The sequence below is a fragment of the Gramella sp. MAR_2010_147 genome, assembly GCF_900105135.1.
Taxonomy (GTDB): Bacteria; Bacteroidota; Bacteroidia; order Flavobacteriales; family Flavobacteriaceae; genus Christiangramia.
This window is the reverse complement of sequence record NZ_LT629741.1, coordinates 823,211-849,356: the sequence shown is the minus strand read 5'-3', so window position 1 is coordinate 849,356 and position 26,146 is coordinate 823,211. Positions and strand designations below refer to the sequence as shown.

The window sequence follows — 26,146 nt, the reverse complement described above, 5'->3', positions numbered from 1 at the left end:
TATTACAGGTATTTCTTTTCAACATAAAATGGTCCAAAGGGTAGTACAGAGCATCCAAGAATGATCCCCATTTGTTTGAGACTCCAATTCATGGGTCTATATAATAAAACACCCCCAAGAACATAGGCTATAAAAAGAATGCCATGAGCCATCCCAACCTGTTTTACCATTTCTGGCATATCAAAAATGTACTTCAATGGCATCGCAATGAATAATAGCAGTAAGAATGAGATTCCTTCAAGAATACTAATCCATTTAAAAAACCTGACCTGACTTTTAAGAGACATAAACTATATTTAAATCTGGACAAAGATAATTTATAAAATAGACATGACATTAAGGAGTGATAATAGCTTTAAGATGTTTTTAATATAATTGAAGGTTGGCTATTTGCTATTTTTATTAATTTGCAGCGGTAAATTAATTTTATGAGTTCTAAAAGAGTATTGGTTACTGGGGGATTAGGGTTTATAGGGTCACATACAGTGGTCGCCCTTCAGAATGAAGGTTTTGAAGTTGTAATTATAGACAATCTTTCTAATTCTTCTATTGATGTGCTGGGAGGTATTACTCAAATTACAGGAAAAACACCTGAATTTGAAAATATTGATCTTAGGGATAAATCGGCGGTAAAAAGCTTTTTCGAAAAATATCCAGACATAGAAGATGTAATTCATTTTGCAGCATCAAAAGCGGTGGGCGAAAGTGTTTCAAATCCGTTATTATATTATGAGAATAATATTTCAACGCTTGTATATTTACTTCAAGAACTCAATAAAAAGGAAAGTTCAAGATTTATATTTAGTTCCTCATGTACAGTGTATGGGCAGGCAGATAATCTTCCCATTACAGAAGACGCTCCGGTAAAAGAGGCAGAATCGCCTTACGGAAATACAAAGCAAATAGGAGAAGAAATTATTAAGGATACCTGTAAAACCAAAAATTCTTTCAAAGCTATTTCTTTAAGATATTTCAATCCTGTTGGAGCTCATCCTACAGCGGAGATTGGGGAATTACCAATAGGAACTCCTCAAAATCTTATTCCGTTCATTACCCAAACAGCCATTGGTAAAAGAAATAAATTATCTGTCTTTGGAGATGATTACCCTACTGCTGATGGAACTGCTGTTAGAGACTATATACACGTTATGGATCTGGCAGAAGCCCATGTCCATGCTCTGGAAAGATTAATAAACGGGAAGGAGAAAAACAATTATGAAGTTTTTAATTTGGGAACAGGAAAAGGAAATTCTGTTTTAGAAGTGATCAATTCATTTGAAAAAGTTTCTGGAGAGAAGCTGGCTTATCAAATTGTAGGTAGAAGGGAAGGTGACATCACGGCGGCCTATGCAGATACTATAAAGGCAAATACAGAGTTGAACTGGAAAGCTAACAGATCTTTAGATGATGCTTTGAAAAGTGCTTGGAAATGGCAACTCGTAGTTAAAAACAGGGAAGAGGAAGATCATTAATGAATGAAAATCTTTCTATAAAATAAAAATACCGGCCAAAAGCCGGTATTTTTATTTTATAGAAAACTGTACTATCTCGTTCCATTAACTAGAAATGCATGGATAACTCCCGGAATCCATCCTAAAGCAGTTAGTAGTAAACTAATTAAAAAAGTGACTCCTAATCCATGCTTCATAAATACCGCTAATGGTGGTAATAGAATGTTCAGTATAATTGTAAGTAATGACATAATTTTGGTTTTTTGGTTAATCGTTAGATTTAATACAATCGAAGATAATACGATTAAAAGGCTAAACCTTAAACCTTATGATAAGTTTAGAACTTTGTTTAGGAAAGAGTTAAACCATTTCAAAAATGACTAAAGCATACAGATAAAACCTTGCAAACCTTAATAAGCCAAAGATTAAATAGCTGGAAAAAGGAAATCTGATTATTCCTGCCGCGATACTTGTCATTGCAAACGGAATAGGTAAAAGGGCTCCTACAATGATTAAAAAGCCTCCCCATTTTCTTGTATTCTTGATATGTTTGGCCATTTTAAGCTCCATCGCTTCATGAACCGCCGGTATTTTGGTGATACCAACGCCAATCCAGTAAGATACTATCCCTCCAAGGTAAGACGCCGTGGCGAGCAGAGTTAAAAATAGAATAGGACTCACAGATTTTCCTGCCCAGGCAATAAAAAGTTCAGGTGGTACTAATCCAAGAAGTGATTCAGATAGAAAGAAAATGCTTAACACCTCCAATGGAGCATAGGTCTGTGTAATGGTTACCAGCATTTCTTCTATATCCAGAAGATAACGATCTATGGCCCATAAAGCTCCTACAAATAATACAATAGGTAGAATAGCCTTTTTAATACTTTTCCAAACAAAGGAATAAAAACCAGTGTAATTGTAGTATTGATGTAATAAGCGGATTCGCGACTTCTTTTTAGATTTCGCTTTTTCTTTCATCAATTAATTTCTTTAATAGCAATTTCAGAAATACTTCTGAAGATATAATTGAAGACTAATAATCTTCTCCGGCATCTTCTTTTAATGCCTTTACATACTCACGAAGTTCCATTTCATTCAGTTTATTAGAATGTTCGGCCATCAGGGAAAGCATATACTCTAAACTTTCCTGGCCTGTAACATCCTCTGTTTCTATAACCTCAGTTTCCTCTTCACCTTCTTCATCCAATTCCAGAGGTTCATCATCTGGGATCGCTATTAAAAAGTCATCATTTTCATTGATGTGTTCATAAGTTAATCTAGTGACCTTGGCAAGCAAAGGGATGTTCTCTTCAACCACAAGTTTTCGAAGCTCTTTTAGATCTTCAACAATTGTATTTGTGATAATTCCATTACGCATAAGATCGCGCTGAATTTTATTGAGTAACTTCTGTGCTTTTATATTTTCCAAGGTATCTATATTAAATTACTAAGTACTGAGTTTACGAAAATTCAATTGTAAACAGCTGAATTTTTCTCAGGGACAAAGTTAGTTTTTTTACGATTCTATAAAAGTCTTTTGTGAGGTTTTATAAAGTATTTAACCTTTAAAATTAACACAATCTTAGAGCTTTAAATTTCAGGAGCATAAGTGTCTTTACTAGCTTTAAATTTCAAAAAAAAACAATTATGAGTACGAAGAATAAAACTGCTTTAGTAACCGGCGGAAGTAAGGGTATAGGTTACGGAGTTGCAGAAACTTTATTGAAAATGGGATATAAAGTTGCTGTAACTAGTAGGTCGCAATCTGCAGCTGATAAAGCAGCTGAAAAATTAGCAGGTCATGGAGAAGTAATAGGACTGGAAGCTGATGTTAGAGATTATGATAGCCAGAAAAAGGCAGTAGATCAATTAATTGCTAAATGGGGGCAGCTTGATGTTCTTATTGCTAATGCAGGGATCGGTAATTTTGGATCTGTGGAAGATTTAACGGTAGCTGAGTGGAATGATACTATTGATACAAATTTAACCGGAACATTTTTTAGTATTAAAGCTTGTGTTGAAGCGTTAAAAAAATCTGAAGGATATATTATTACCATTTCCAGCCTGGCAGGAACAAATTTCTTTGCTGGAGGCGCTGCTTATAATGCCAGTAAATTTGGTGTTACTGGCTTTACACAGGCTGTTATGTTGGATCTTCGTGATAAAGGGGTAAAAGTGAGTACTATTATGCCGGGTTCTGTAGCGACTCATTTTAATGATAATGAGCCTTCTGAAGCCGATGCCTGGAAAATACAGAGTGAAGATATTGGAGAATTAGTGGGAGATCTCTTAAAGATGAATCCAAGAACGTTGCCAAGCAAGATCGAGGTTAGACCTTCCAGACCTCCTAAAAAGTGATTATTTATCATTTAAACTTTTACAAAGCCTTATCATTTTGATAAGGCTTTTTTGTTTTAACATGGCTTGGGAATTCTGGTTAAAATATTTACAAAACCTTGAATTTTCTTAGGGTTTAGACTGATTTCAATTAATTTAGAAGGAATCAAAAAAATAAATTGAAATGAGTATTAAAGGAAAAACTTATGTGATTACCGGAGCATCAAGCGGTATAGGGGAAGCAACAGCTTTAAAATTAGCAAAGGAAGGAGCGAATGTGGTTTTAACAGCCAGAAGAGAGGACAGGCTTAAGGAATTAAGATCTAAAATAGCCAAGGAGAACGCAGGAAAAGCTTTAGTTGTTCCAGGAGACGTAACTAAAAAGGAAGACTTTAAAAATCTTGCAAAAAAGACCAAAGAAGAATTTAATAGTATAGATGGCTTGATCAATAATGCAGGTCTAATGCCTTTATCTTATGTAAAAAATCTTCATACAGATGAATGGGATAAAATGGTTGATGTAAATATTAAGGGAGTTTTGAATGGAGTTGCCGCGGTACTTCCAACGATGATGGAACAGAAAAGCGGTAATATTATTAATATTTCGTCAAGCGCAGGCCGAAAAATATATCCTGGCGGTGCGGTATACTGTGCCACGAAATCTGCTGTAAGAATGTTTTCTGAAGGTTTAAGACAGGAATTAGCACCAAAATTTAATATCAACGTAACCTCTATTGAGCCTGGTTTTGTAGAAACTGAATTAACCGATACGATCACCGATGATGAAATAAAAGAAGACCTTCTTTCTAATTTTAAGGAAATGACGCCTTTACAGGCAGAAGATATAGCAGAGTCTATTTTTTATGCTTTATCTCAACCGAAGCGTGCTAATATCAATGATGTATATATTATGCCTACAGAGCAGGAACAATAATTAAGAAATATATGATCTAAGAAAGAGGTCTAAAAAGTCTTGTTTGAGTAAAACTGAACTCGTTTCAGCTTTTAAACTGTGGAGATATTAAAGTAACTCCATGATGCGTTTTCCGGACTTTTTAAACCTCTTTTTATTTATACTTTCACTACCATTTTTCCGAAATTCTTACCATCAAAAATATCGATAAAAGCTTGTGGAGTTTGCTCAAAACCTTCTACAATTGTTTCATCGTATTTCAGTTTTCCCGAATTTAACCAACCGGCAAGATCAGAAATCGCTTTTTGATAATCTGCAACATGATCCCTTACCAGGAACCCCTGCATTAAAGCTGATTTTTTGATCAAAATTCCTTCAGGTCTTGGGCCTTTAGGAATTTCAGTTTCATTATAAATTGAAATTGCCCCGCAATTGATGATTCTGGCAGCTTTATTAATATTTTGTAGAGCGGCATCTAAAATCTCACCACCTACATTGTCAAAATAAACATCTACACCATCTGGACAGGCTTCTTTTATCGCTTGAGTCATATCTTCGGTAGTTTTGTAATTGATACCAGCATCAAAGCTGAATTTCTCCTGAATATGATCTATCTTTTCATCACTACCCGCGATTCCAACTACCCGGCAACCTTTGATCTTCCCAATTTGACCTACTACGCTACCAACAGCACCTGCAGCTCCAGAAACCAGAAGTGTCTCTCCTTTTTTTAAAATTCCAATTTTATGGAGTGCGAGATAGGCCGTGAGTCCGGTTAATCCAAGTACACCTAAATATGCCGAAAGTGGAGCGATAGAAGGATCTATTTTCCGAAGATCTTTACCGCTATGCGATTGTTGTTTTTTCCAGTCCAGCATTCCCATTATATGATCACCTTTTTTAAAATCGCTATGGCTGGAATTCTTAACTTCTGCAATTACCATCGATTCTAAAGGTTCACCAACCTTAAAAGGTTCTATATAAGATTTCTCATCTCTCATTCTACCGCGTAAATAGGGATCTACTGAAATAAACTTAGATTCCAGAACAATCTCGCCATTTTTGACTTCCTCTATTTCCTCAATTTGAAAATTCTTAAGGGCAGGCCTGCCTTCAGGTCTTGAATTCAGTAATATTTGCTTATTCATTTTCCATATGTTTTAACCTCAAATTAAACTGAATCATGAAATATGACAAATAACAGATGCCAAATTCTCCTTAAATATTGAAAATTGTACAATTGCCCTTATTAATTGAGGTTAAAGCTTTAATTTCAAAGCTTAAAATTAAGTTGACTTGACCATTCCGTTTAAAAAATACCAAAACGATTTTATTAAATTTTTGAGGAGTACAGACTTCTCAAAAGCCATTGTACTCACCATTGCAATTGTGACTCCTATCGGGATCTTTTCAGAGGTTGGGAATCTTGAAATAGGTATTAGTATTGCCATGGGCTGCCTTTTATCTTCCCCAAGTGATGTGCCCGGAAGTTTCAAGCATAAGGTTAATGGGGTGTTAGCGGCAGCATTGCTTGGAGCTACTTCATTTCTAATTGCAGGTTACGCAGCTACGTTTCTATGGGCGGTAATCCCCATGTTACTTCTTATGATTTTCTCCATATCTTATTTATCTGTATATGGGTTTAGAGCTTCCCTGGTTACTTTCGCAGGATTGCTGGCTGTAGTATTGAGTTTTGCCAATCTTTCATCTGGTATAGAAATCTGGCAAAAATCGCTTTTAATTCTATCCGGGGGTATATGGTATTTAATCATTAGCATAGCATGGTATTTCATTAAACCTGAAAGAGCTACAGAACAACTTCTAGGGGAAACAATGGAGATCACCGCCGATTACTTGAGATTAAGAATTAAGTTATTAAGATCAGACCACAACAACCAGGAACTTCAAAAGGAATTATTTCAGCTTCAAACCGATCTAAACGAGCATCACGAAAGTCTTCGGGAAATATTAATCCGCTCCAGAAAAACTTCCGGAAGTTCCGGGTATGCACGAAAAAGATTATTGATTTTTATAGACCTTGTGGATATGCTGGAACTAGCTATGGCTCATCCAATAGATTATGAAAGAATGCGAAAATCTTTTGAAAATGATGGAGAAACTTTAAAGATATTCGGTGATTTCACTTTAAAATTGGCAGATCAGCTTGAGAAGATTGGACTTGCAGTACATAAACATATTGAGTTACCAGAAAATAAAGTTCCTGATGAACTTAAATTGGTAAAAAAAACCTTGAATGATTTTCGGAATAGTATACAAATTGAAGAACGAAGGGAAGCAATGCTTTTGCTTAGAAATCTTTTTGACTATCAATCTAAACAAGCTCAAAAGATCAATAATATAGATAGGATCTTAAGAAACCTTGACAACAAAAAGAAGTTTCTATTTAAGGAGAAAGAAGTTCAAAAATTCCTGACACAGCAGGATTATAGCTTAAAAACAATTTTTACAAATTTAAACTTTAGTTCGGCCATTTTCAGGCATTCTTTAAGGCTGGCTTTGGTGGTTTTAATAGGATATTTAATTGGTAATTATTTTTCTGTTCAGAATTCATATTGGATTTTATTGACCATTGTCGTGATCATGAGACCTAATTATGGTTTAACCAAGGTTAGAACCCGAAAGAGAATCGTAGGCACCTTAATTGGTGGCGCAATTGCTATTGGTATTGTTTTTTTTACTCAGAACACTATTGTTTATGCAATCCTGGGAATTCTTTCTTTAACCCTTGCTTTTTCCTTAATTCAGCGTAATTATACCACCGCAGCAATATTTATTACCCTGAGTATTATTTTTATTTATGCTTTACTTCAGCCAGAAGTACTTAACGTAATTCAATTCAGAATAATAGATACATTGATTGGTGCCGGTCTCGCTGCTTTTGGGAACCTTATTTTGTGGCCAAAATGGGAAGCTCAAAATATCAATAATGTGATCGCCACATCTATTAAAGCAAACCTTGACTACCTGGATCAAATTGATGAGTATTATCATAAAAAGGAAAATTTACCATTGTCCTATAAATTGGCAAGAAAAAAGGCTTTTATTGAAATGGGAAATTTGAGTGGAGCTTTTCAAAGAATGACCCAGGAGCCAAAATCAAGACAAAAATACCTGCCTACAGTTTATGAGATCGTTGGGTTGAACCATACATTTTTAACAGCTTCAGCATCTTTAGGTACTTATATTAGAACGCATCCTACAACAAGAGCTTCTGCAGATTTCGATATTTATACCAGTGCGATCTCTGTAAATCTTAATAATAGTGTAAATATTCTGGAGAAAAGAGAGTTATTAAAAAACGTGACAAATGAAACTTCAAAAGCCGGAGAATCGCTCCACAGGAAGTTTGATGAACTTGCCAATGAAAGGAATGTTGAAATAAAGGCTGGAAAAGAAAAAATAGATGAGCAGATGCGGTTAAAACTTCAGGAAGCTCATTTGGTGACCGGGCAATTGGAATGGCTGCTGGATATTTCAGAAAAACTTCAGGATAACGTTGGGAGTTTAAACAGAAAAGAGAATGAGTAAAAGAGATTTTAAAAAATATATACGATCACTGGAGAAAGAAGATCTGGAGGAACAAATTCTGGACCTTTACAATCGCTTTGATGACGTGAAGATTTTTTACAATTTCGTTTTTAATCCAAATGAAGAGAAGCTGGTTAAAGAAGCGAAGTTTAAGATTTCAAAAGAATATTTTCCGCCAAATAATAGAAAACCAAAAAAACGGAGATCTATAGCCCATAAATTAATCAAGCATTTTCTAAAGTTAGAGATGGAAGCTCATTCCCTGGCAGATGTAATGTTTTATAATATCGAGATCGCCCAGACTTTTTCTAAGGATAAAGAAAATATAACCGAGTCTTTTGAAAAAAGCATGCTGAAATCTTATGAGCAGGCTACAGAATATGTTATAAGTAATGGGATATCCTCAGAATTTGGAAGCAGAATTAATAATATTGCCGAAGAAGCAGGTTCTCAAAAATGGAAAAACGCTTATCAGTTTGACAGGCTAAGAGATCAATTTTTATGATTACTAACTGGTAAAGCGATGATATGCGTAATTATATTTTGCTTTGAAAAATTTAAAACAATAAGCCATCCTTTAGAGATGGCCTTCAAAAACAATTAAATTCACTAAAAATTACTTTTTAGGTTTTCTTTGTTCGTTCGATTTTGGAGCCTGCTTTGGCTGACTCTTCTGATCATTTTTCGGTTTTTTTTCTTGTGCCATTATATAATTATTATACTTCTAAAAGTACTTTAGAAATTGTCAGGTTGTTTTCTCATTAATAAATATTTAACCATAAGTTTTAATAATATTATTTTATCCCAAAGCCTTTGACTTATAGCTTTCTGAGTTCCCCGTATTTCAGTAAATTTGAATTAGATTACTGCATTGCTATGAAATTAGAAAATATTATAAAAGAGATTGAAGATCAAAAACATCTCCCAAATCTCAATTTTAGCATTAAGGAAAAAACAGAGGCTTTCACAAGAAAGCTTTTTTATACGCTATTTGATAGGCAAACTCCTGTTAAGGATAATCTTATGGAATTAGGGATGGATTTTGAGGTGCTTGCAAAATTGGTGTGTTGGGAGCCCGGTTCACCATGTCAGGATATTTGGAGTGATTATTTGAATAAACTTCCCGAGATTCTTGAAAAATTGAATCTAGATGCCCAGGCAATTGCTAAAAATGATCCTGCAGCTAATTCGGTAGAAGAAGTTTACCTTTCTTACCCAGGATTTTTTGCAATCGCCATTTATAGGTTAAGCCATGAATTTTACAAATTCGGGCTGCCTCTTGTTCCACGACTAATGACGGAATGTGCTCATAGTATCACCGGTACAGATATAAATCCAGGTGCGAAGATTGGTAGTTCTTTTTTTATAGACCATGCCACAGGAGTTGTGATAGGGGAGACCGCTGTAATTGAAGATAATGTTAAGATATATCAAGGGGTAACCCTGGGAGCATTAACGGTTAGCAAAACTTTAAAAAACATAAAACGTCATCCTACTATTAAAAAGAATGTTACTATTTATGCGAATGCAACTATTCTGGGAGGGGAAACCATCATAGGTGAAAATAGTGTAATTGGTGGAAACGTCTGGCTTACCAAATCGGTTCCTGAAAATTCAATGGTTTCTCATACTCCTCAAATTAATATCAAAAATAATTCAGATAAATGAACAATTCAATCATAGATCTTGTTGGAAATACGCCCCTTGTAAAAGCAAATAGATTAATTGATAAACCAGGTGTTGATCTATACTTTAAGCTTGAAGGTCAGAATCCCGGGGGAAGTGTAAAAGATCGTGCCGCTTTCAATATGATTAAAAGTGCTTTAGATCGTGGAGATATAGATAAGAACACCAAACTTATTGAGGCCACCAGTGGTAATACGGGAATAGCACTGGCTATGATTGCCGGGATCTTTGGTTTGAACATAGAGTTAGTAATGCCAGAAAATTCTACCGTAGAGCGGGTACAAACAATGAGGGCTTATGGAGCAAAAGTTATTTTAACCAGTGCTGATGACGGGATTGAAGGTTCCAGGGATTTTGCCGAGGAAAAGATGAAATCTGGAGACTATTTCATGCTGAATCAATTTGGTAATGATGATAACTGGAAAGCTCACTATAGCACCACAGGACCCGAAATATGGAATGATACAAATCATGAGATCACGCATTTTGTTTCATCTATGGGTACAACCGGAACGATTATGGGAACAAGTACGTTTTTAAAGGAAAAGAATAAGGATATCCAGATCGTGGGTGTTCAACCCACAGACGATTCCAGGATTCCAGGAATTAGAAAATGGCCTGAAGCATATCTGCCAAAGATCTTTAACCCGAATAAAGTTGATAGGGTTTTAGAGGTTAGCGAACAGGACGCCGTTGAAATGAGCCGCAGATTGGCTGAAGAAGAAGGGATTTTTGCCGGGATGAGTAGTGGTGGTGCAGCAGCTGCTGCCGTAAGGCTTTGCAATGAACTTGATAGGGGACTTGTGGTAAGTATAGTATGTGATAGGGGAGACCGGTATCTGTCTTCAGATCTATTTGAACAATAAATAAGCTGTATAAATTTTAGCGTCAACTCTGTGTATATCGATCTGAGAGATCTATGTTTATTAACTACTATTACATTTTAACATTATTAATTCCTGTCTATTAAGATTAGACAGCTGCTAAAATTTATACAGCCCTTTCATTACTTTTGCTAATCTAATGATGCTACTCCACTATAAGAGCTACCTGGAGTAAGCTTCATTTTTGCCTTTTCATTTCCTCTCTCTAAGGTAAAAATATACTTCTGCTTATTTATTTGATCGCCGTTACCAAAAGCAATATATTTATTAGAGGTCATGGTCCATCCTTTATACTGAGCATAAACCTCATTCCTTACGTTGTATGGTAAAGCGATATCTTTAAATTTTTGCGAGTTTTTGATCATTTGACCATCTTCATTGTAAGTAGCCATAAGATATCCTTTAGCACTCTTTGCGATTACAATAATGTTGTTTCCCGATAAATCACCTTGAGCCTCAAGGAAGCTGAAAATATCAAAATTTTCTTTCATAAATGCGATAGCATCGGATTGAAATTGAGTAGAAAATTTTTCTTTGACTTTAACAATTCCATTTTCGTAATCTTCAAATACAACTTCTGCAGTTGGATCAAAATTCACTCTGGCTTCCTCCAGCTGAATAACTTTTTGAGAATAGGCGGTAAGCACCCATCCAGCGACTAAAATTAATGTGATAAGTTTTTTCATTATAAAAGATTTTAATTGATGAATAAATGTAATTTCGAATGTGCAAGATAAAGGTTAATGGTCTATGCAAGAATTACTTAAGTAGCACAAGAAAGTTATTTTCTATCTTTCAAATTGTTTTCTAACTCTTTCAGAAGGAGTGAAATATCTTTGATTTCAACCTGATTCCTTTGAAGTGATATAGATCCATTTTTTTTTAACTTTTGAAGATGCCTGTTCACCACGGCCCTGGTAGACCCTATTAAATGAGCCAGTTCTTTATTCGGCAGGTTATTAATAAGCTTTAATTGCTTTGATTTTTCATCTATATTATCAACTAAGAGCTTTAATAGCCGGGTTGAAATATCAGCAAAAATCAATTGAGAGACGCTTTCTTCCAGGGTTCTCATTATTTTCCCGGAATAGGATAAGAAATTCTTATAATATAAAGGGTTTTTATTTAGCCAATCCCTTAATTGATCCATGGGGATCGCTAATACATTAATAGTATCAAGGCACTCGTAGTAAACTTTATGTTTAGAACCATCTAGCAGGCAAAAAAGATCAAAGACATCGCCTTTCTTAAGCAGAAATAAAGTATGTTCTTTCCGGCTAATTCCATCAACATTGTACATTTTTAGTCTTCCGGAAGTAATAATGTAGAAGTGAAAAAGAAACTTTTGATGATTTATAATACAGGTGTTTTTTTTCCATTTTTCTTCATGAAAATAATTCAATAAACCAAGCCAGTCAGCCTTATTCATATTTGAAAAAAGCTCGCAAACTAAAAGTGTTCTTTCATATTTAGAAAATATACGCTCTGCTGAAGTCAAATCACCGGATTTTTAGTTAATAAAATAACGGGGGATTTTACAGAGTAATTTTTTCAGGGATTGAAAAAATTAAGATCAAAAATAAACCTTGCTAATTTACAATATTTTTGAATGAAAGATTAATTTTTTGGGAGCTCATAAACATCAATAAATTTTTGAGTAATACTTAAAATGGCTTATTTTTGCAAAATTGCTTACTTAAAAAAATCTATGGCGTCAGAAACATTTGGTATTGAAAAGAAGAAAGTAGACAAGAAGTTATACGACTATCAGCAAAAAGATATAGATAAAATATTTGGGGTGATAGAACAACACCCTGAAAACTACAACCTTCTTTATCAGCTGCCTACGGGTGGTGGGAAAACAGTGATTTTCTCTCAAATGACGAGAGAATATATTCAACGAACAAATAAAAAGGTTCTTATACTTACCCATAGAATAGAGCTATGTAAGCAAACCTCTAAAATGCTGTCAGGTTTTGGCGTTCGGAATAAAATAATCAATAGTAAGGTAAAGGAATTACCAGATCAGGATGATTATATGTGTTTTGTTGCTATGGTGGAAACACTTAATAACAGACTGAATGATGAAAAACTGGAAATTCAGGATATAGGATTGGTGATAATTGATGAAGCTCATTACAATTCATTCAGAAAATTATTCAAGTTCTTTGAAAAGTGTTTTATTCTAGGGGTTACTGCCACTCCTTTAAGTTCCAATATAAAACTTCCTATGAAGGATAATTATAGAGAACTTATTGTAGGAGATTCTATTTCGTCTTTGATAGAAAAAGGTTTTTTGGCACAAGTGAATATTTTCAGCTACAATGTTGGTTTAACGAATCTTAAAGTGGGGATGAACGGTGATTATACCGTAAAATCTTCTGAAGAGTTGTATTCCAATTATAGCATGCAGGAAAAGCTTCTTACCGCCTATTATGAGCGTTCTAAAGGGAAGAAAACCCTAATCTTTAATAATGGAATCAATACTTCTGTAGAGGTTTATTATACTTTTAAAAATGCAGGTTTGCCTATTAGGCACCTGGACAATACTACGAGCAAGCAGGACCGTAAAGATATTTTAAAGTGGTTCAAGCATACGCCAGACGCTATTGTTACTTCTGTAAGTATCCTTACTACAGGATTTGATGAGCCTACTGTAGAAACTATTATCCTGAATCGTGCCACCAAATCGCTTACGCTTTATTTCCAGATGATAGGTCGTGGTTCGCGAGTATTGAAAGACAAAGATGAGTTTAATGTAATAGATCTTGGAAATAATATGGCCAGATTTGGTCATTGGAGCGCTCCTGTTGACTGGAAACAGATATTTAGATCTCCAGATTTTTATTTTGAAAATCTGCTAAGTGACGAAGATATTGAAAGGGATTTCCAATACCAGATGCCTCCAGAAATTCGTGAACAATTCGCAAAGACCGAAGATGTAACTTTTGATATTGAAGAAGCTTATGATAAAGTGATTCAAAAAGGACTTAAATCTAAAGCTGTACTTGAGTGGTCTATGGAGCAACACGTAAAGATGTGTGTAGAAAACAGCGAAGATGTATTTGACGCAAGGATTCTTGCGAAAGAGTTAAAAGACGATATATCTTCCCGTATCAAACAATATTCTTATTGTATAAGTAAAAGCACTAAGAATTACCGGGACTGGCTCGAAGAAGATTATTCTCGTAAATTAAGAATGCAAATTAATAAGGAATTCTAATTATCGTCTTTTCCACCAAATAGACGTTTAAAGAAGCCTTTCTTTTTCTCTTCTTTTTTGTTGCCTTGATTGTTATTAGATCGCTTATCCTTTTTTCCGGAAAAGAGTCTCTCAAAAAAGTTATCCCGTTCTTCGGGAGGGCATTCCATCAATTCAGCCAGGTCTGAAGGCAATGTTTGAAATTTTGCGTTAGTGATATTGTTGAACTCTGAATCTGCGTTCATTTTCTGCATCAGTTTTGCAAATACAGGTAAAGCTGAGTTCGCACCCTGGCCAATAGCTGTATTTCTGAATCCAATTCTATGATCGTCTGCACCCACCCAGGTCACACAAACAAGTTGGGGTGTAATACCTACAAACCAACCATCTTTATTGTCCTGTGTTGTTCCGGTTTTACCTGCAATATCATTTTGAAGACCATATTTATATCGTAGTCTTGTTGCTGTTCCTTCATTTACCGTAGCCTGCATCATATTTAGCATAATTTTTCTGGTATCTTCAGAAAACGCTCTGGTTTTGGAAACTTCAGGTTTGAATTCGGCGAGCAAATTACCTTTCCCATCTTCAATTTTAGTGATATAATATGGTTTTGAATAATGACCGTTATTAACAAAACTGGTATAGGCTGATGTAAGTTCCCCTAGATTGAGTGAAGCCGTACCTAAGGCAATAGAGGGTACTTGAGGGAGATCAGATTCGATCCCCATGCTACGGGCCTGACTGATAACATTCCCAATTCCAGTTTCCATAAGTACTTTTACCGCAATGGTGTTCATAGATCTGCTTAAAGCAGTTTTAAGGTTATAATTCATATTAGGATCATCACCTTCTGAAGATGAGTTTGAAGGTGTCCATCCATCTTCGTAGGTTACTTCCCTAACAGAGAAATAGGAGCAGGGATCCATTCCATTTTCAAGGGCAGCAGTATATACAAAAGGTTTAAACGTAGAACCAACCTGTCTTTTACTTTGTGCCACATGATCGTATTTAAAAAATCTAAAATCCACACCACCAACCCAGGCCTGTACTGCACCATTTTCAGGGCTTACGGCTAATAAACCGGAATTAAGGAATTTTAGATAATGGGAAATACTATCTATAGAACTTACATTTCTGGTTTCCATCCCTGTATATTCAAAAAGTTCTGTAGGATGCTTTTGCTCCATTTTTTTTAAAATTTCGCTTTCATCAAACCCTTCTTTTTGAAGATCCTGATATCTTTCAGATCTCTTAATGGCAGCATTTAAAATATCTTTGTTGCGTATCCAGGGAGCATAATTTCCATAAGAATTTTCATGTTCCACTTGCAATTCAGACATATGCTCTATCATAGCTTCTTCAGCCAGTAATTGCATTTCGTAGTTAAGCGTGGTATGAACTATAAGACCATCCCGATAGATATTATATTTCTGGCCATCTGTATTCTTAAGAGTATCTAGTATTTTACTCACATCTTTTCTAACCTGTTCTCTAAAATATGGCGCAACTCCTTTGTTATTGCTATAACTTTTATAATCCAGGATAAGCGGTCTCATCTTAGCTTCTTCAGCTTCCGTTTCACTTAGATAGTTATATTTAGCCATTTGCATGAGAACAACATCTCTTCGCAAACGACTGCGTTCAGGGAAAATTCTTGGATTATAATAATGACTTGCCTTTAGCATTCCAACCAAAACAGCAGCCTCTTCCATATTCAATTCAGAAGTATGCTTATTAAAGAATTTCAGTGAAGCACTTTCAATTCCATAAGTATTATCGCTAAAAGGAACCGTGTTAAAATATAGTTGAATAATTTCGTCTTTGGAATAGATGTTTTCAAGCCTTTTGGCTATCACGGCCTCTTGCATTTTGTTAATCACTATTCCAAACATTCCAAAGTCACGGCGACCGTAAATATTCTTAGCAAGTTGCAATGTAATAGTACTTCCTCCACCGGCAGAATCATCCTGAAGCAGAATAGATTTAAAGAAAACTCTAAGGAGACTACGATTATCTATCCCGTCATGTTCATAGAACCTTGCATCTTCAGTTGCAATAAGGGCCTGGATTAAATGGGTGGGGAGTTGGTCGAATTCTATGGGTTGTCTGTCAAAAATATAAAATTTCCCAATGAGATCGCCATTAGAGGCAAGTACCTGTGTTGCTTTATTTTGTTCAAGTTCGGTGAGTTCTTTAGTGCTGGGGATCTTTCCCCACATACCAAAATAGATGCTCCCAAAAAATAAAAAGAATAGAGCTATTAAACTAATTAAAATGACCAGAGCCCATTTAAGCCTGGGGTTCCTTTTTATCGTTGCTAACATTTGTTGAATGTAAATTCTGCAAATAAACAAATGTTTAAGCCGGGAGGTAAAATTTTAAGCTAATTTTAATGTTTTCACCAAAATTTAAAGCCGGTAATTATGAATTTACCGGCTAGATTAAAAAGAGTTCCATAAGATGAAATTTTGAAATTCTAGATATGTCGCCTGCGGTGGTACCAACACGCATGTCCGCTAGAACTTTTTACATTCAGGAAAGGTTTTCTATGAGTTAAATTTGGTTCATTCCCAATACTGAATTCCTGAATAAAATTTGATAAAGATGTCATGATTGATGAGATTTTGATTGATGAATAATCTATGTTAGGCCCTATGGTTATAAGAATTAATATAAGCATTGGTTTCCTTTAAGTTCAAAAAAGGTCGGCGATGAGTAATACCTTCTTTACTGTTTCCAAAATCCTGTAGGATACTGTCTAATGATTTCATGGTTGATGATTTTTGATAATTTAAACTATTTATGAAAATCTTCTTCTTCGGAAAAGTCTTGATGTTTCAGTACTTGCTTCAGTACTCATAAATGATTTTCTGCTTTTTGTGTTACTTACTAAAGTTGTCATAATTGATGATTTTGATGATTGATGAATTTTACTTTTTTCGCTTAGGCGAATCTTCTTCGATTAATGAAACCTGTTCTTTCAGAATTTGCTTCGGTATTCATAAATGATTTTCTGCTTTTTGTGTTGCTTACTAAAGTTGTCATAATTGATGATTTTAATGATTGTTTCTATTTAATAGACGATCAGAAAAACAAAGCGTTACAGTACTATGTTATAAAAGGTACTATTTTAACATATTTTTAACTTATACTGATTTTCAGTGATTTAAATAAAATAGGCAGAGTCTTCAAAGTATTGTTAATCTTTTTGAGACCGATACTCATTAATGTAATTTTAAAATCCTAAAAATAACTTCATGAATAAATGGGCAATCGGTATTATCGCATTTACATTAATTCTGGCCGGAATAGTATATGCTATTTATGAGAAGAATGATTATGATTTTGATGATGCGACAAAATCCTATGAAATTTTAAACAAATGGGAATTACCACAGGAATTGGATGAAGTTTCAGGGATTTACTGGATGGGCGATAATAAAATGGCCTGTGTACAGGATGAGGACGGGATAATATTTATATATGACCTTTCAAGCTCAAAAATTATTAAAGAATATAAGTTTGCAGATGCTGGCGATTATGAAGCATTAGGTTTTCAGGATGGTGAATTTTGGATAGCAGAAAGTAATGGAAAACTTTTTAACGTAAAAAGCCTGGATGGAGTGGAAGATCAAGCAGAGATTGTAGAGTTAGAATTTGAGTATCGAAATAATATTGAAGGTCTTGCTGCGAGTAGGGATGGAAACCTATGGTTATCTGTAAAAGACAGAAACCTTGATAATAGTAGTGGTTATAAGGGAATTTATTCTTTTAATCCCAAGACAAAGAGACTGGCAAAAGAACCTGTTCTTAAGATCATGTATAATGATCCAAAATTCGATGTTCTTAAGACAGACAATCCAAGAAAACTAATTAGACCATCAGATCTTTCATTTTCGCCGGTGACCAATGATCTATATGTTCTGGATGCTGAGTTCCAAAAAGTACTGATATTAAATCGTAACGGAAGTATTAAAGATTTACATTTATTAGACCCTGCAGAATTTACACAGCCGGAAGGTATATGTTTTAGTCCGTCAGGGCGAATATTTATTTCTAATGAATCTTTAGGTGGTCCCGCAAATATTATCGAAATAAAAATTAACTAATCAGGATTTTTGAAAACTGGCAGCCACGGCCTGCACTTCATCCAGTACCCTCAATAAATTTTCTCCCCATAATTTTTTGATCTCTTCATTGGTATAACCTCGCTTTACCAATTCTATGGTGATATTAAGGGTTTCAGAAGCATCGCTCCAACCTTCAATTCCACCACCGCCATCAAAATCTGAACTAATACCTACATGATCAATTCCTATTTTCTTCACTAGGTAATCTATATGGTCTACAAAATCTGAAACATTTACCGGGATCACTTCTTTCTTTAATTGAGCAATATCAGATGCTGCAGCCAGCTTTACTTTCTTTAGTCCTGTATAGTAATTCTCACGTTTTTCATCGGAAAAAGTTCTAACCGTATCCCTGGGAAGGATACTGAAATTCATTTGAGTAGCTATATTTTCATAAACTTTATTACTTGCATTTTCAAATGCTTCATGCTTTTCGGTATTTAAATAAGAACTGAAAGCCACCGTTTGAACTACACCGCCATGCTTTTTAAATAGTGCAAGAAGTTCATCATCCAGGTTCCTACTATGGTCACATAAAGCCCTGGCCGAAGAATGTGAAGCGATAAGTGGCGCTTTGGAATATTCAAACATTTGCCTGATAGCTTCTTTGCTAGGATGGGAAACATCTATCATGATCCCATATTTATTCATTTCAATTATGGCCTCTTTACCAAGTTCACTCAAGCCTCCATATAACCATTCATCATTCTCTTCACCTGTGTTAGAATCACAAAACTGGCTATGACCGTTATGAGATAATGACATATATCTGGCGCCGCGATCATAGAACTCCTTAATTCTACTTAAGTCTGTCCCGATAGGATACGCATTTTCCACCCCTATCATCGCAACTTTTTTACCTTGCTTTACAAGCTTTCTTACTTCATTAGAGCTCGTAGCCAAACCAATTTTATCGGGTGCGATTTCTTCGGTAAGCCTTTGGATAGCTTCAAATTTACTTATAGCATTAGCATAGGCGACCTTGTATCCATTTTCATCCAGTTCCTTCTGACCTGTATAAACGATCAGCCATGTCACGTCCATTCCGCCTTCCTCCATTTTGGGAAGGTTCACCTGGGTATCCAGGTTCATCGTATAATTTTTATTGCTTGTAAAATCATCTATATTAATATCATTATGGGTGTCTATGGTAATGGCGTCCTGATGAATTTTCTTCGCTCTGTTAATAATCTCACTGTCTGTAGTTTGTGCATTGAGAGAAAGAAGGCTTGAAAAAAGTATTAATCCTGCTATTTTTAGTTGCATATATAAGTTCTTATCAAATTATAAAGCTGAATTTAAGAATTAATATTAAGCTATACTTAAAATCTGAAATCGGATTAGTTTTTAATCTAAATTTGATCAAACATTTCATTTTTAATGAACAAATATATTATTGTAAATCAGCCGGAAACCTGGACAATGTCTTCGGAGCATTTTAGTATCATTTCGTCTAAAGATTATCTCACAAATCCAGAATATTCGAGGCTCAGGAAAGCCAGGGTTTTTAACCTCTGTAAGGATTATTCCTATCAGTCTAAAGGATATTATGTATCACTTTTAGCCGAAGCCCGTGGACATTTGGCAATTCCAACCGTGAAGAACCTTGTAGATCTGGGAGAACCAAAGCTTGTGAAAATTGTTTCTGAAGATTTTGATGATCTTATTCAGCAGTCTCTCAAAAATATCAAATCACAGGAATTCACATTGAGCATCTATTTTGGTCAGAATGTCGCTGCCAAATACAGGGAACTTAGTGCTATGTTTTTCAGGCATTTTCAAATTCCTTTTTTAAGAGTAAAATTCAATTTTACAACCCGATGGAATATAAGAAGCATCAAAGCTATTTCAGAATCTGAAATTCCTTTGGATCATAAAGAAAGCATGTTGTTTTTTGCGGAACAGTATTTTGCTAAAAAGCGTTACGATACTCCAAAATCTAATGCTTCAGAATATGATCTTGCTATTTTAGTACAACCAAATGATATTGCCCCACCAAGCAATTCCAAAGCTTTAAAAAAGTTTGTTGAATTAGGGGAGAAAATGGGTTTTTCTACTGAAATACTGGAGCCAAAAGATCTATCAAGACTTTCGGCATTTGATGCATTGCTTATAAGACAAAGTACTGAAGTAAATAACGAGGCCTATGCATTTGCGAGAAAGGCACAGCAGGAGGATATCGCGATCCTGGACTATCCAGACGCCATCTTGAAATGTTGTAATAAGGTTTTTATGGCAGAGGCTTTAGAAAATGCAAAGATACCAACACCCAAGACCGTTATTGTTCATAAGGATAATATCAAGTCTGTTCTCTCAATTACAAAACTACCAGTAGTATTAAAGTCTCCAGATTCTACCTTCTCTTTCGGGGTTAAAAAAGCAACTACAGAAAAAGAATATTTTGATCTGGTCTCTGAAATGCTAAAAAAATCTGAACTTGTTATTGCCCAGGAATTCTCACCTTCAGATTACGACTGGAGAATTGGAGTCCTGGACGGAAAAGCTTTTTATGCCTGTAGGTATTATATGGCTAAAGGGCATTGGCAAATTTATAACTGGGATGCAAAAAGGAAAGACGATCAGGATGGAAATGCAGATTGTATGCCTGTTGAAAAGGTGCCAGATAATATCCTTAAAAATGCGATAAAGGCTGCCAAATTAATGGGGAAAGGTTTGTATGGCATTGATATAAAAGAAGTGAATGGGAAAGCACTTGTAATAGAAATTAATGATAACCCCAATATAGATGCAGGGGTGGAGGATGAATATTATGGAGACCAGGTCTATATAGAAATCCTTACTGCTCTTAAAAACCGATTAGAAAATAAATTATAATGGCATATCACCTTTTTGAAGTTTATGGGATTGAATTAGAATATATGCTGGTAAGGCAATCTAATCTTGAAATAAATCCTATTGTAGATAAACTTTTTATTGAAAAGAATGGATCTATAACTTCAGATATAGAAAATGATAAAATAGAGTGGAGCAACGAACTTGTAGCACATGTGGTGGAGATGAAAACCAATGGGCCAACCAGTGATCTCTCAGGTCTTGACATATTGTTTTCTAATAATATTAAAGAGATGAACGCTCATCTGAAGAAATTTGACACCTGCCTTTTACCATCAGCCTCTCATCCTTTGATGGATCCACATACCCAAACGAAATTGTGGGAGCACGATCATAACGAAATTTACAGCCTCTATAATAAGATATTTGATTGTAAAGGCCATGGCTGGAGTAATGTGCAAAGCATGCATATTAACCTTCCATTTTTTGATGATTTAGAATTTGAAAGGCTTCATGCGGCTATTAGACTTATACTACCAATAATTCCTGGTCTTGCGGCAAGCTCACCGGTGCTGGATGGGAAATTCACCGGTTTTAAGGATACCCGGATGGAATATTATAAAACCAATCAGAAGGAAATCCCGCATATGACTGGGAAAGTTATTCCTGAACAGGTATTCAATAAAACCGATTATTATAAGAAGATCTTTGAACCAATTAAAGATGCTATCAAACCTTTTGATGCCGAAAATATTTTAGATCATCACTTTTTGAATTCACGTGGAGCTATTTCCAGATTTGACAGGAATGCAATCGAGATCAGGGTAATAGATATTCAGGAAAACCCGTCTGCAGATATTGCTATAGCTGCTTTTATTATTGAGGTCTTAAAATTGTTGGTAAGTGAAGAGCTAGTCTCTCTGGAAGACCAGAAGTCGTGGCATGAGAACGATCTGTTCTTAATTTTTGATGAAGTAATTAGAAATGCTGAAAATACCCTTATCACAGATAAGAAATATCTTGCGATTTTTGATCTTCAAAAAGACGGCGATGTTAAGAAAATATGGAAGAATCTTTATAAACGGGTAGGTGATAAACTAAGTGAGAATCATCAAAGGCATATTGAGTTCATCCTTCAGCATGGGAGCCTGGCTACCAGAATACTTAAAGCAATACGCAATGATTTTTCCAAAGAAAATATAAAGAAAGTTTACTTCAGGCTTACAGATTGTCTTGCGGAGAATAGAATGTTCAGGCCATGAAATTAGTGCTAAGCTGTGAACATGCTTTTCCAGATATTCCCGGGAAGTACCGGTATCTTTTTGATCACGAACCTGAGGTTTTAAAAACTCATGAAGCCTATGATCCAGGTGCATTTCATCTTTTTCAGGAATTAGAGCAACTTGCAGAATTCAGTAAATATCAAAGCATTGGAAGATTGCTGGTTGAAACCAACAGGTCTACTTTTCACAAGAATATTTTTTCAAGGTATTCAAAGAAGTTATCAAAATTAGATCACACTAAAATTTTAGAAAGCTATTACACACATTACCGCACAGAGATAGAGAATAAAATAGAAGAATTTATCCATTCTGGGAATACAGTTCTGCACTTATCTGTACATACATTCACTCCTGTGCTTCATGAAGTGGAGCGAAATTGTGACATTGGGTTGTTATATGATCCCGGCCGGTATTCTGAAAAAGAATTCTGCAAAGATTGGAAAACGGCAATTTTAATTGAGAATCCCGACCTAAAAGTAAGATATAACTATCCTTACCTTGGGAAAGCAGATGGTTTTACAACCACCTTAAGAAAAAATTTTCCCGAGAATTATATGGGAATAGAAATAGAAGTAAACCAAAAGTGGGTGCGTGGCAATAAAATGGATACTAATAATAAAAACGTGATCCTTAAAGCTTTGAAACGCATGAATCCTAGTGATTAAAAGAGGTCTTAGCCTACTATGATTCGTTTATAGACTTTATACATATTATTAAAGAAACCATCAATACATTCATGGTTATAAATTATTAATGTATTGATGGCATTAAACTTTGATTCTCTATTTAAGATCGTACTCCAAAGTAATTTCAGCTTTTAACAACTTGGACAGTGGACAACTTTCTTTTGCCTTATTAGCGATCTTATCAAATTTATCTTTGTCAATACCTGGTACAACTGCATTTAATATTAGATGGGATTTTGTGATCTCCCCATCTTCAAAAGTAACTTCTGAAGTTGTTTCCAGTTTATCAGGTGTAAATCCATCTTCGGTTAAGAAAGCTGAAAGTTGCATGCTAAAGCATCCTGCATGAGCTGCTCCAACAAGTTCTTCAGGGTTGGTACCCTTTCCATTTTCAAAACGGGTCTTAAAAGAATATTGAGCATCTTTTAGAACACCGCTTTCAAGACTTACAGTTCCATTTCCTTCTTTTAAAGAGCCTTTCCAAATGGCCGATCCTTTTCTTTTCATAATTGTTTTTTTTGATTTCTCTCTAAATTAAGGCGCATTGCACGAATTAGAAAGGAATTATAAAAATCTTAACCAAAATAGAACTGCGTTAATAAAAAAAGCCTGAAAGAGAAACTTTCAGGCTTTTTAATATAAATGATATTGAGATTACTTGATCTCAACAACTTCAAGATCAAAAACAAGATCTTTCCCCGCAAGTGGGTGATTTGCATCTACTACGATGCTCTCATCTTTAATTTCTGTTACTACAAGGTTGATCTCACGACCATCAGGTCCTTTAGAAACAAGTGGCATTCCAACTTCTGGTTTAAGCTCTTCCGGTAGCTGATTTTTTTCAACTTCCTGAATTAACTCAGCTTTAGGCTCACCATAAGCTTCTTCTTTTGGTATATTGATAGTCTTCTTTTCTTTCACTTCCATACCGATAAGACCTTCCTCAAAACCCGGGATAAGTTGACCCTGTCCTAGAGTAAATTCTATTGGCTCTCCACGTTCTACTGAACTATCGAAAACCTGACCGTCTTCTAACTTTCCTGTGTAATGTACCTTAACGGCGTCATTTTGCTTTACTTGACTCATAAAAAGTATTTTTTCAATTTTAATTTTGGCTAAAAATTAATCTTAACCATTTAATGCCAGAAATTGCAAGTACCCTGCCGAACGTCTAATTAACCGACAGAATAACCGATAATGATACATTTTGTCATATTTTAATTAAATTAGAGACTCAATTTAAATTTTATGACCTCAATTCTGTCAAACTAATTGATTATATGATGAATAAACCTAAGGAAGAAACAAATAAAAACTCTCGCAGGGATTTTATGAAAAAGTCGGCTATTGCGGCCAGCGGAATAATGATCGTACCACGGCATGTACTTGGAGGACCGGGATTCACCGCTCCAAGCGATAAACTTTTAATTGCTGGAATTGGGGTGGGAGGTAAAGGACAGTCAGACCTGCTTAGTTTCTATGAAAGTGGAAATGCTGAAATTGCGTTTTTATGTGATGTCGACGATCGCAGAGCAGCAATTTCAAGAGAGCGTTTTCCAAAAGCAAAGTACTATAAAGATTACAGGGAATTATATGATAAGGAAGCTAAAAATTTTGATGCGGTAAGTATTGCAACCCCAGATCATAACCACGCTGTACAAACGATGGCGGCCATGGAGCTTGGGAAGCATGCCTATGTTCAAAAACCCTTAACTCACGATATTTATGAGGCCCGAAAATTAACCGAAGCTGCTGAAAAATATAAGGTAGTGACACAAATGGGGAATCAGGGAGCATCTGGAGACGGTGTAAGATTAATGAAAGAATGGTACGATGCCGGTTTAATTGGAGAAGTAGAAGAAGTTTATGTTTGGACCAATCGCCCTGTATGGCCCCAGGGAATATCCTGGCCTAAAACAACTTCAGCCATACCAACTGAACTTGACTGGAAGCTTTGGCTGGGAACCGCGCCATATAAGGAGTATGTAGACGGACTGGTTCCCTTTAACTGGAGAGGCTGGTGGGATTATGGAACTGGCGCACTAGGAGATATGGGCTGCCACTTGATTGAACCACCGTTTAGTGTACTAGGTTTAAAATATCCTAAAGATGTTGAATGTAGTGTTGGAAGCGTTTATGTAGACGAATTCAAAAGAGGATACTTCCCAGAGAGTTGTCCACCTTCAAGTCATGTAATTATGAGTTTTGATGGAAAAGAATCAACTTCAAAAGATATTAAATTACACTGGATGGATGGTGGTATTAAACCGATGCGTCCAGAGGAACTGGGTCCTGATGAAACTTTTGGTGATGGCGGAAATGGAGCCTTAATTATTGGGTCTAAAGGAAAAATGATGTGTGGAACCTATGGCTTGAATCCAAAATTATTGCCAACCTCAAAAACAGCAGAAGTAAATGTACCTGTAAAGTATGAAAGGGTAGAGGATGGTATGGCCGGGCATTATGCACAATGGGTAAATGCCGCTATAGCCGGGTATGGGAATAAGACATTAAGTTCTCCATTCGAGATTGCCGGTCCCCTTACAGAATCTTTGTTGGTTGCTAATCTTGCCATAAGAGGTTATGATATTCAAAAAACACGTAAAGATGAAGAAGGGAATGATCAAATTTATTACCCTGGAAGAGATATTAAAATGATCTGGGATGCAGAAAATATGAAAGTAACCAATTTTGATGAAGCGAACCAATTTGTAAAGCGTGACTATCCTGAAGGGTTTACTTTATAAGTAGTATGAAATGTTTAAAAAAATATTTTTTAAGTTTCTGCAAGCTTTTCCATGTTCCGGGAATTTTGGGGATACTATTAATTATAATATCCTCATGTAATAAACTGGACTCAGAAGAAGATGCTTTGGACTGGAATACTATATGTGTGACGGCGACAGCATATAATTCTCTTGAATATCAAACCGAAGGCCATCCTAGTATAACAGCGTGGGGAGACACTCTTAAACCAGGAATGAAAGCTATTGCTGTTTCCAGAGATCTCCTGAAATTAGGTCTGGATCATAATTCGAAAATTAAAATTGAAGGATTTGATGGCGTATTTTTGGTGAAAGACAAAATGCATTATCGCTGGAGAAACCGAATAGATATCTACATGGGAAAAGATGTGAACAAGGCTAAAAAATTCGGAAGAAAAAAAATTAATATCTCATATGTCTTTCAAAAGGACGAAGCAGTCAAAGAATAGAAGTCTGAGATCTTTATA

26 protein-coding genes are annotated in these 26,146 nt (G+C 35.4%); 14 read left to right on the top strand and 12 right to left on the bottom strand.

What is annotated here, in order from left to right:
- Window positions 1-2: 2 nt before the first annotated feature.
- The gene (locus BLT95_RS03740) at window positions 3-287 is read right to left on the bottom strand and encodes a DUF3817 domain-containing protein (protein ID WP_089664797.1); all 285 of its coding nucleotides are present in this window, start codon (window positions 285-287) and stop codon (window positions 3-5) included.
- 141 nt (window positions 288-428) lie between these two features.
- Here BLT95_RS03740 and galE point away from each other — a divergent pair, with 141 nt between their 5' ends.
- On the top strand, window positions 429-1,472 hold the full coding sequence (gene galE, locus BLT95_RS03735; protein ID WP_089664796.1) for a UDP-glucose 4-epimerase GalE: 1,044 nt from the start codon (window positions 429-431) through the stop codon (window positions 1,470-1,472).
- Between the two features lie 71 nt (window positions 1,473-1,543).
- Here the strand turns inward: galE and BLT95_RS03730 are convergent, their stop codons facing one another.
- The 3 genes from BLT95_RS03730 to BLT95_RS03720 all read right to left on the bottom strand — a co-directional run bounded on the left by BLT95_RS03730 (window position 1,544) and on the right by BLT95_RS03720 (window position 2,880).
- Window positions 1,544-1,702, bottom strand: coding sequence for a YqaE/Pmp3 family membrane protein (locus tag BLT95_RS03730; RefSeq protein WP_072552264.1), 159 nt, complete (start codon window positions 1,700-1,702; stop codon window positions 1,544-1,546).
- A gap of 109 nt (window positions 1,703-1,811) precedes the next feature.
- On the bottom strand, window positions 1,812-2,429 hold the full coding sequence (locus tag BLT95_RS03725) for a VTT domain-containing protein (protein ID WP_089664795.1): 618 nt from the start codon (window positions 2,427-2,429) through the stop codon (window positions 1,812-1,814).
- Window positions 2,430-2,484: 55 nt separating this feature from the next.
- Window positions 2,485-2,880 carry a hypothetical protein gene (locus BLT95_RS03720; protein WP_089664794.1) on the bottom strand — a complete coding sequence of 132 codons (396 nt, stop codon included), beginning with the start codon at window positions 2,878-2,880 and terminating at the stop codon, window positions 2,485-2,487.
- A 218-nt stretch (window positions 2,881-3,098) separates the two neighbouring features.
- On the opposite strand from BLT95_RS03720, the gene BLT95_RS03715 reads away from it, so the two are divergent.
- Window positions 3,099-3,809 carry an SDR family oxidoreductase gene (locus BLT95_RS03715; protein WP_089664793.1) on the top strand — a complete coding sequence of 237 codons (711 nt, stop codon included), beginning with the start codon at window positions 3,099-3,101 and terminating at the stop codon, window positions 3,807-3,809.
- Between the two features lie 163 nt (window positions 3,810-3,972).
- Window positions 3,973-4,722, top strand: coding sequence for an SDR family oxidoreductase (locus BLT95_RS03710; protein ID WP_089664792.1), 750 nt, complete (start codon window positions 3,973-3,975; stop codon window positions 4,720-4,722).
- A 137-nt stretch (window positions 4,723-4,859) separates the two neighbouring features.
- Here the strand turns inward: BLT95_RS03710 and BLT95_RS03705 are convergent, their stop codons facing one another.
- A complete protein-coding gene (locus BLT95_RS03705) occupies window positions 4,860-5,849 on the bottom strand; it encodes an NADP-dependent oxidoreductase (protein WP_089664791.1) in 990 nt (329 codons plus the stop codon).
- A 193-nt stretch (window positions 5,850-6,042) separates the two neighbouring features.
- On the opposite strand from BLT95_RS03705, the gene BLT95_RS03700 reads away from it, so the two are divergent.
- From BLT95_RS03700 to cysM, 4 genes are all read left to right on the top strand, one after another.
- A complete protein-coding gene (locus BLT95_RS03700) occupies window positions 6,043-8,250 on the top strand; it encodes an FUSC family membrane protein (RefSeq protein ID WP_231896407.1) in 2,208 nt (735 codons plus the stop codon).
- Window positions 8,243-8,755, top strand: a complete 513-nt coding sequence (locus BLT95_RS03695; RefSeq protein WP_089664790.1) for a DUF6155 family protein — start codon at window positions 8,243-8,245, stop codon at window positions 8,753-8,755. The genes BLT95_RS03700 and BLT95_RS03695 overlap by 8 nt, the downstream gene beginning before the upstream one ends.
- Window positions 8,756-9,126: 371 nt before the next feature.
- On the top strand, window positions 9,127-9,918 hold the full coding sequence (epsC, locus tag BLT95_RS03690; protein ID WP_089664789.1) for a serine O-acetyltransferase EpsC: 792 nt from the start codon (window positions 9,127-9,129) through the stop codon (window positions 9,916-9,918).
- Complete coding sequence (cysM, locus tag BLT95_RS03685) at window positions 9,915-10,802, top strand: cysteine synthase CysM (protein WP_089664788.1); 888 nt, start codon at window positions 9,915-9,917, stop codon at window positions 10,800-10,802. The genes epsC and cysM overlap by 4 nt, the downstream gene beginning before the upstream one ends.
- 149 nt (window positions 10,803-10,951) lie before the next feature.
- Here cysM and BLT95_RS03680 read toward each other — a convergent pair whose 3' ends face one another.
- Both BLT95_RS03680 and BLT95_RS03675 read right to left on the bottom strand, forming a co-directional pair.
- Window positions 10,952-11,506 carry a hypothetical protein gene (locus tag BLT95_RS03680; RefSeq protein ID WP_089664787.1) on the bottom strand — a complete coding sequence of 185 codons (555 nt, stop codon included), beginning with the start codon at window positions 11,504-11,506 and terminating at the stop codon, window positions 10,952-10,954.
- Between the two features lie 95 nt (window positions 11,507-11,601).
- On the bottom strand, window positions 11,602-12,249 hold the full coding sequence (locus BLT95_RS03675) for a Crp/Fnr family transcriptional regulator (protein WP_231896406.1): 648 nt from the start codon (window positions 12,247-12,249) through the stop codon (window positions 11,602-11,604).
- Between the two features lie 279 nt (window positions 12,250-12,528).
- On the opposite strand from BLT95_RS03675, the gene BLT95_RS03670 reads away from it, so the two are divergent.
- Window positions 12,529-14,043, top strand: a complete 1,515-nt coding sequence (locus BLT95_RS03670) for a DEAD/DEAH box helicase (protein WP_089666839.1) — start codon at window positions 12,529-12,531, stop codon at window positions 14,041-14,043.
- Here BLT95_RS03670 and BLT95_RS03665 read toward each other — a convergent pair.
- Window positions 14,040-16,346 (bottom strand): transglycosylase domain-containing protein, encoded by a 2,307-nt coding sequence (locus tag BLT95_RS03665; protein WP_089664785.1) that lies wholly within the window; start codon window positions 16,344-16,346, stop codon window positions 14,040-14,042. The genes BLT95_RS03670 and BLT95_RS03665 overlap by 4 nt on opposite strands.
- 321 nt (window positions 16,347-16,667) lie before the next feature.
- Window positions 16,668-16,793: a hypothetical protein gene (locus BLT95_RS14545; protein ID WP_262490121.1), complete on the bottom strand. Its 126-nt coding sequence runs from the start codon at window positions 16,791-16,793 to the stop codon at window positions 16,668-16,670.
- A 486-nt stretch (window positions 16,794-17,279) separates the two neighbouring features.
- On the opposite strand from BLT95_RS14545, the gene BLT95_RS03655 reads away from it, so the two are divergent.
- Entirely contained in the window at window positions 17,280-18,131 is an 852-nt protein-coding gene (locus BLT95_RS03655; RefSeq protein WP_089664783.1) for an SdiA-regulated domain-containing protein, read from the top strand.
- On the opposite strand, the gene BLT95_RS03650 is transcribed toward BLT95_RS03655, so the two are convergent.
- Entirely contained in the window at window positions 18,132-19,418 is a 1,287-nt protein-coding gene (locus BLT95_RS03650) for a dipeptidase (protein ID WP_089664782.1), read from the bottom strand.
- A 114-nt stretch (window positions 19,419-19,532) separates the two neighbouring features.
- Here BLT95_RS03650 and BLT95_RS03645 point away from each other — a divergent pair, with 114 nt between their 5' ends.
- Genes BLT95_RS03645 through BLT95_RS03635 form a run of 3 tightly spaced genes read left to right on the top strand, consistent with a single transcriptional unit; the run spans window position 19,533 to window position 22,893 of the window.
- On the top strand, window positions 19,533-20,987 hold the full coding sequence (locus BLT95_RS03645) for a RimK family protein (RefSeq protein WP_089664781.1): 1,455 nt from the start codon (window positions 19,533-19,535) through the stop codon (window positions 20,985-20,987).
- Window positions 20,987-22,207, top strand: coding sequence for a glutamate-cysteine ligase family protein (locus BLT95_RS03640; protein WP_172822563.1), 1,221 nt, complete (start codon window positions 20,987-20,989; stop codon window positions 22,205-22,207). The genes BLT95_RS03645 and BLT95_RS03640 overlap by 1 nt, the downstream gene beginning before the upstream one ends.
- Entirely contained in the window at window positions 22,204-22,893 is a 690-nt protein-coding gene (locus BLT95_RS03635) for an N-formylglutamate amidohydrolase (RefSeq protein ID WP_089664779.1), read from the top strand. The genes BLT95_RS03640 and BLT95_RS03635 overlap by 4 nt, the downstream gene beginning before the upstream one ends.
- 117 nt (window positions 22,894-23,010) lie before the next feature.
- Here the strand turns inward: BLT95_RS03635 and BLT95_RS03630 are convergent, their stop codons facing one another.
- Window positions 23,011-23,421, bottom strand: a complete 411-nt coding sequence (locus BLT95_RS03630; protein ID WP_089664778.1) for an OsmC family protein — start codon at window positions 23,419-23,421, stop codon at window positions 23,011-23,013.
- Window positions 23,422-23,568: 147 nt separating this feature from the next.
- Window positions 23,569-24,000, bottom strand: coding sequence for a peptidylprolyl isomerase (locus BLT95_RS03625; RefSeq protein ID WP_089664777.1), 432 nt, complete (start codon window positions 23,998-24,000; stop codon window positions 23,569-23,571).
- Between the two features lie 197 nt (window positions 24,001-24,197).
- Here BLT95_RS03625 and BLT95_RS03620 point away from each other — a divergent pair, with 197 nt between their 5' ends.
- On the top strand, window positions 24,198-25,661 hold the full coding sequence (locus BLT95_RS03620) for a Gfo/Idh/MocA family oxidoreductase (RefSeq protein WP_089666838.1): 1,464 nt from the start codon (window positions 24,198-24,200) through the stop codon (window positions 25,659-25,661).
- A 5-nt stretch (window positions 25,662-25,666) separates the two neighbouring features.
- Complete coding sequence (locus BLT95_RS03615) at window positions 25,667-26,128, top strand: 3D domain-containing protein (protein WP_089664776.1); 462 nt, start codon at window positions 25,667-25,669, stop codon at window positions 26,126-26,128.
- The last annotated feature ends 18 nt before the right edge of the window (window positions 26,129-26,146 follow it).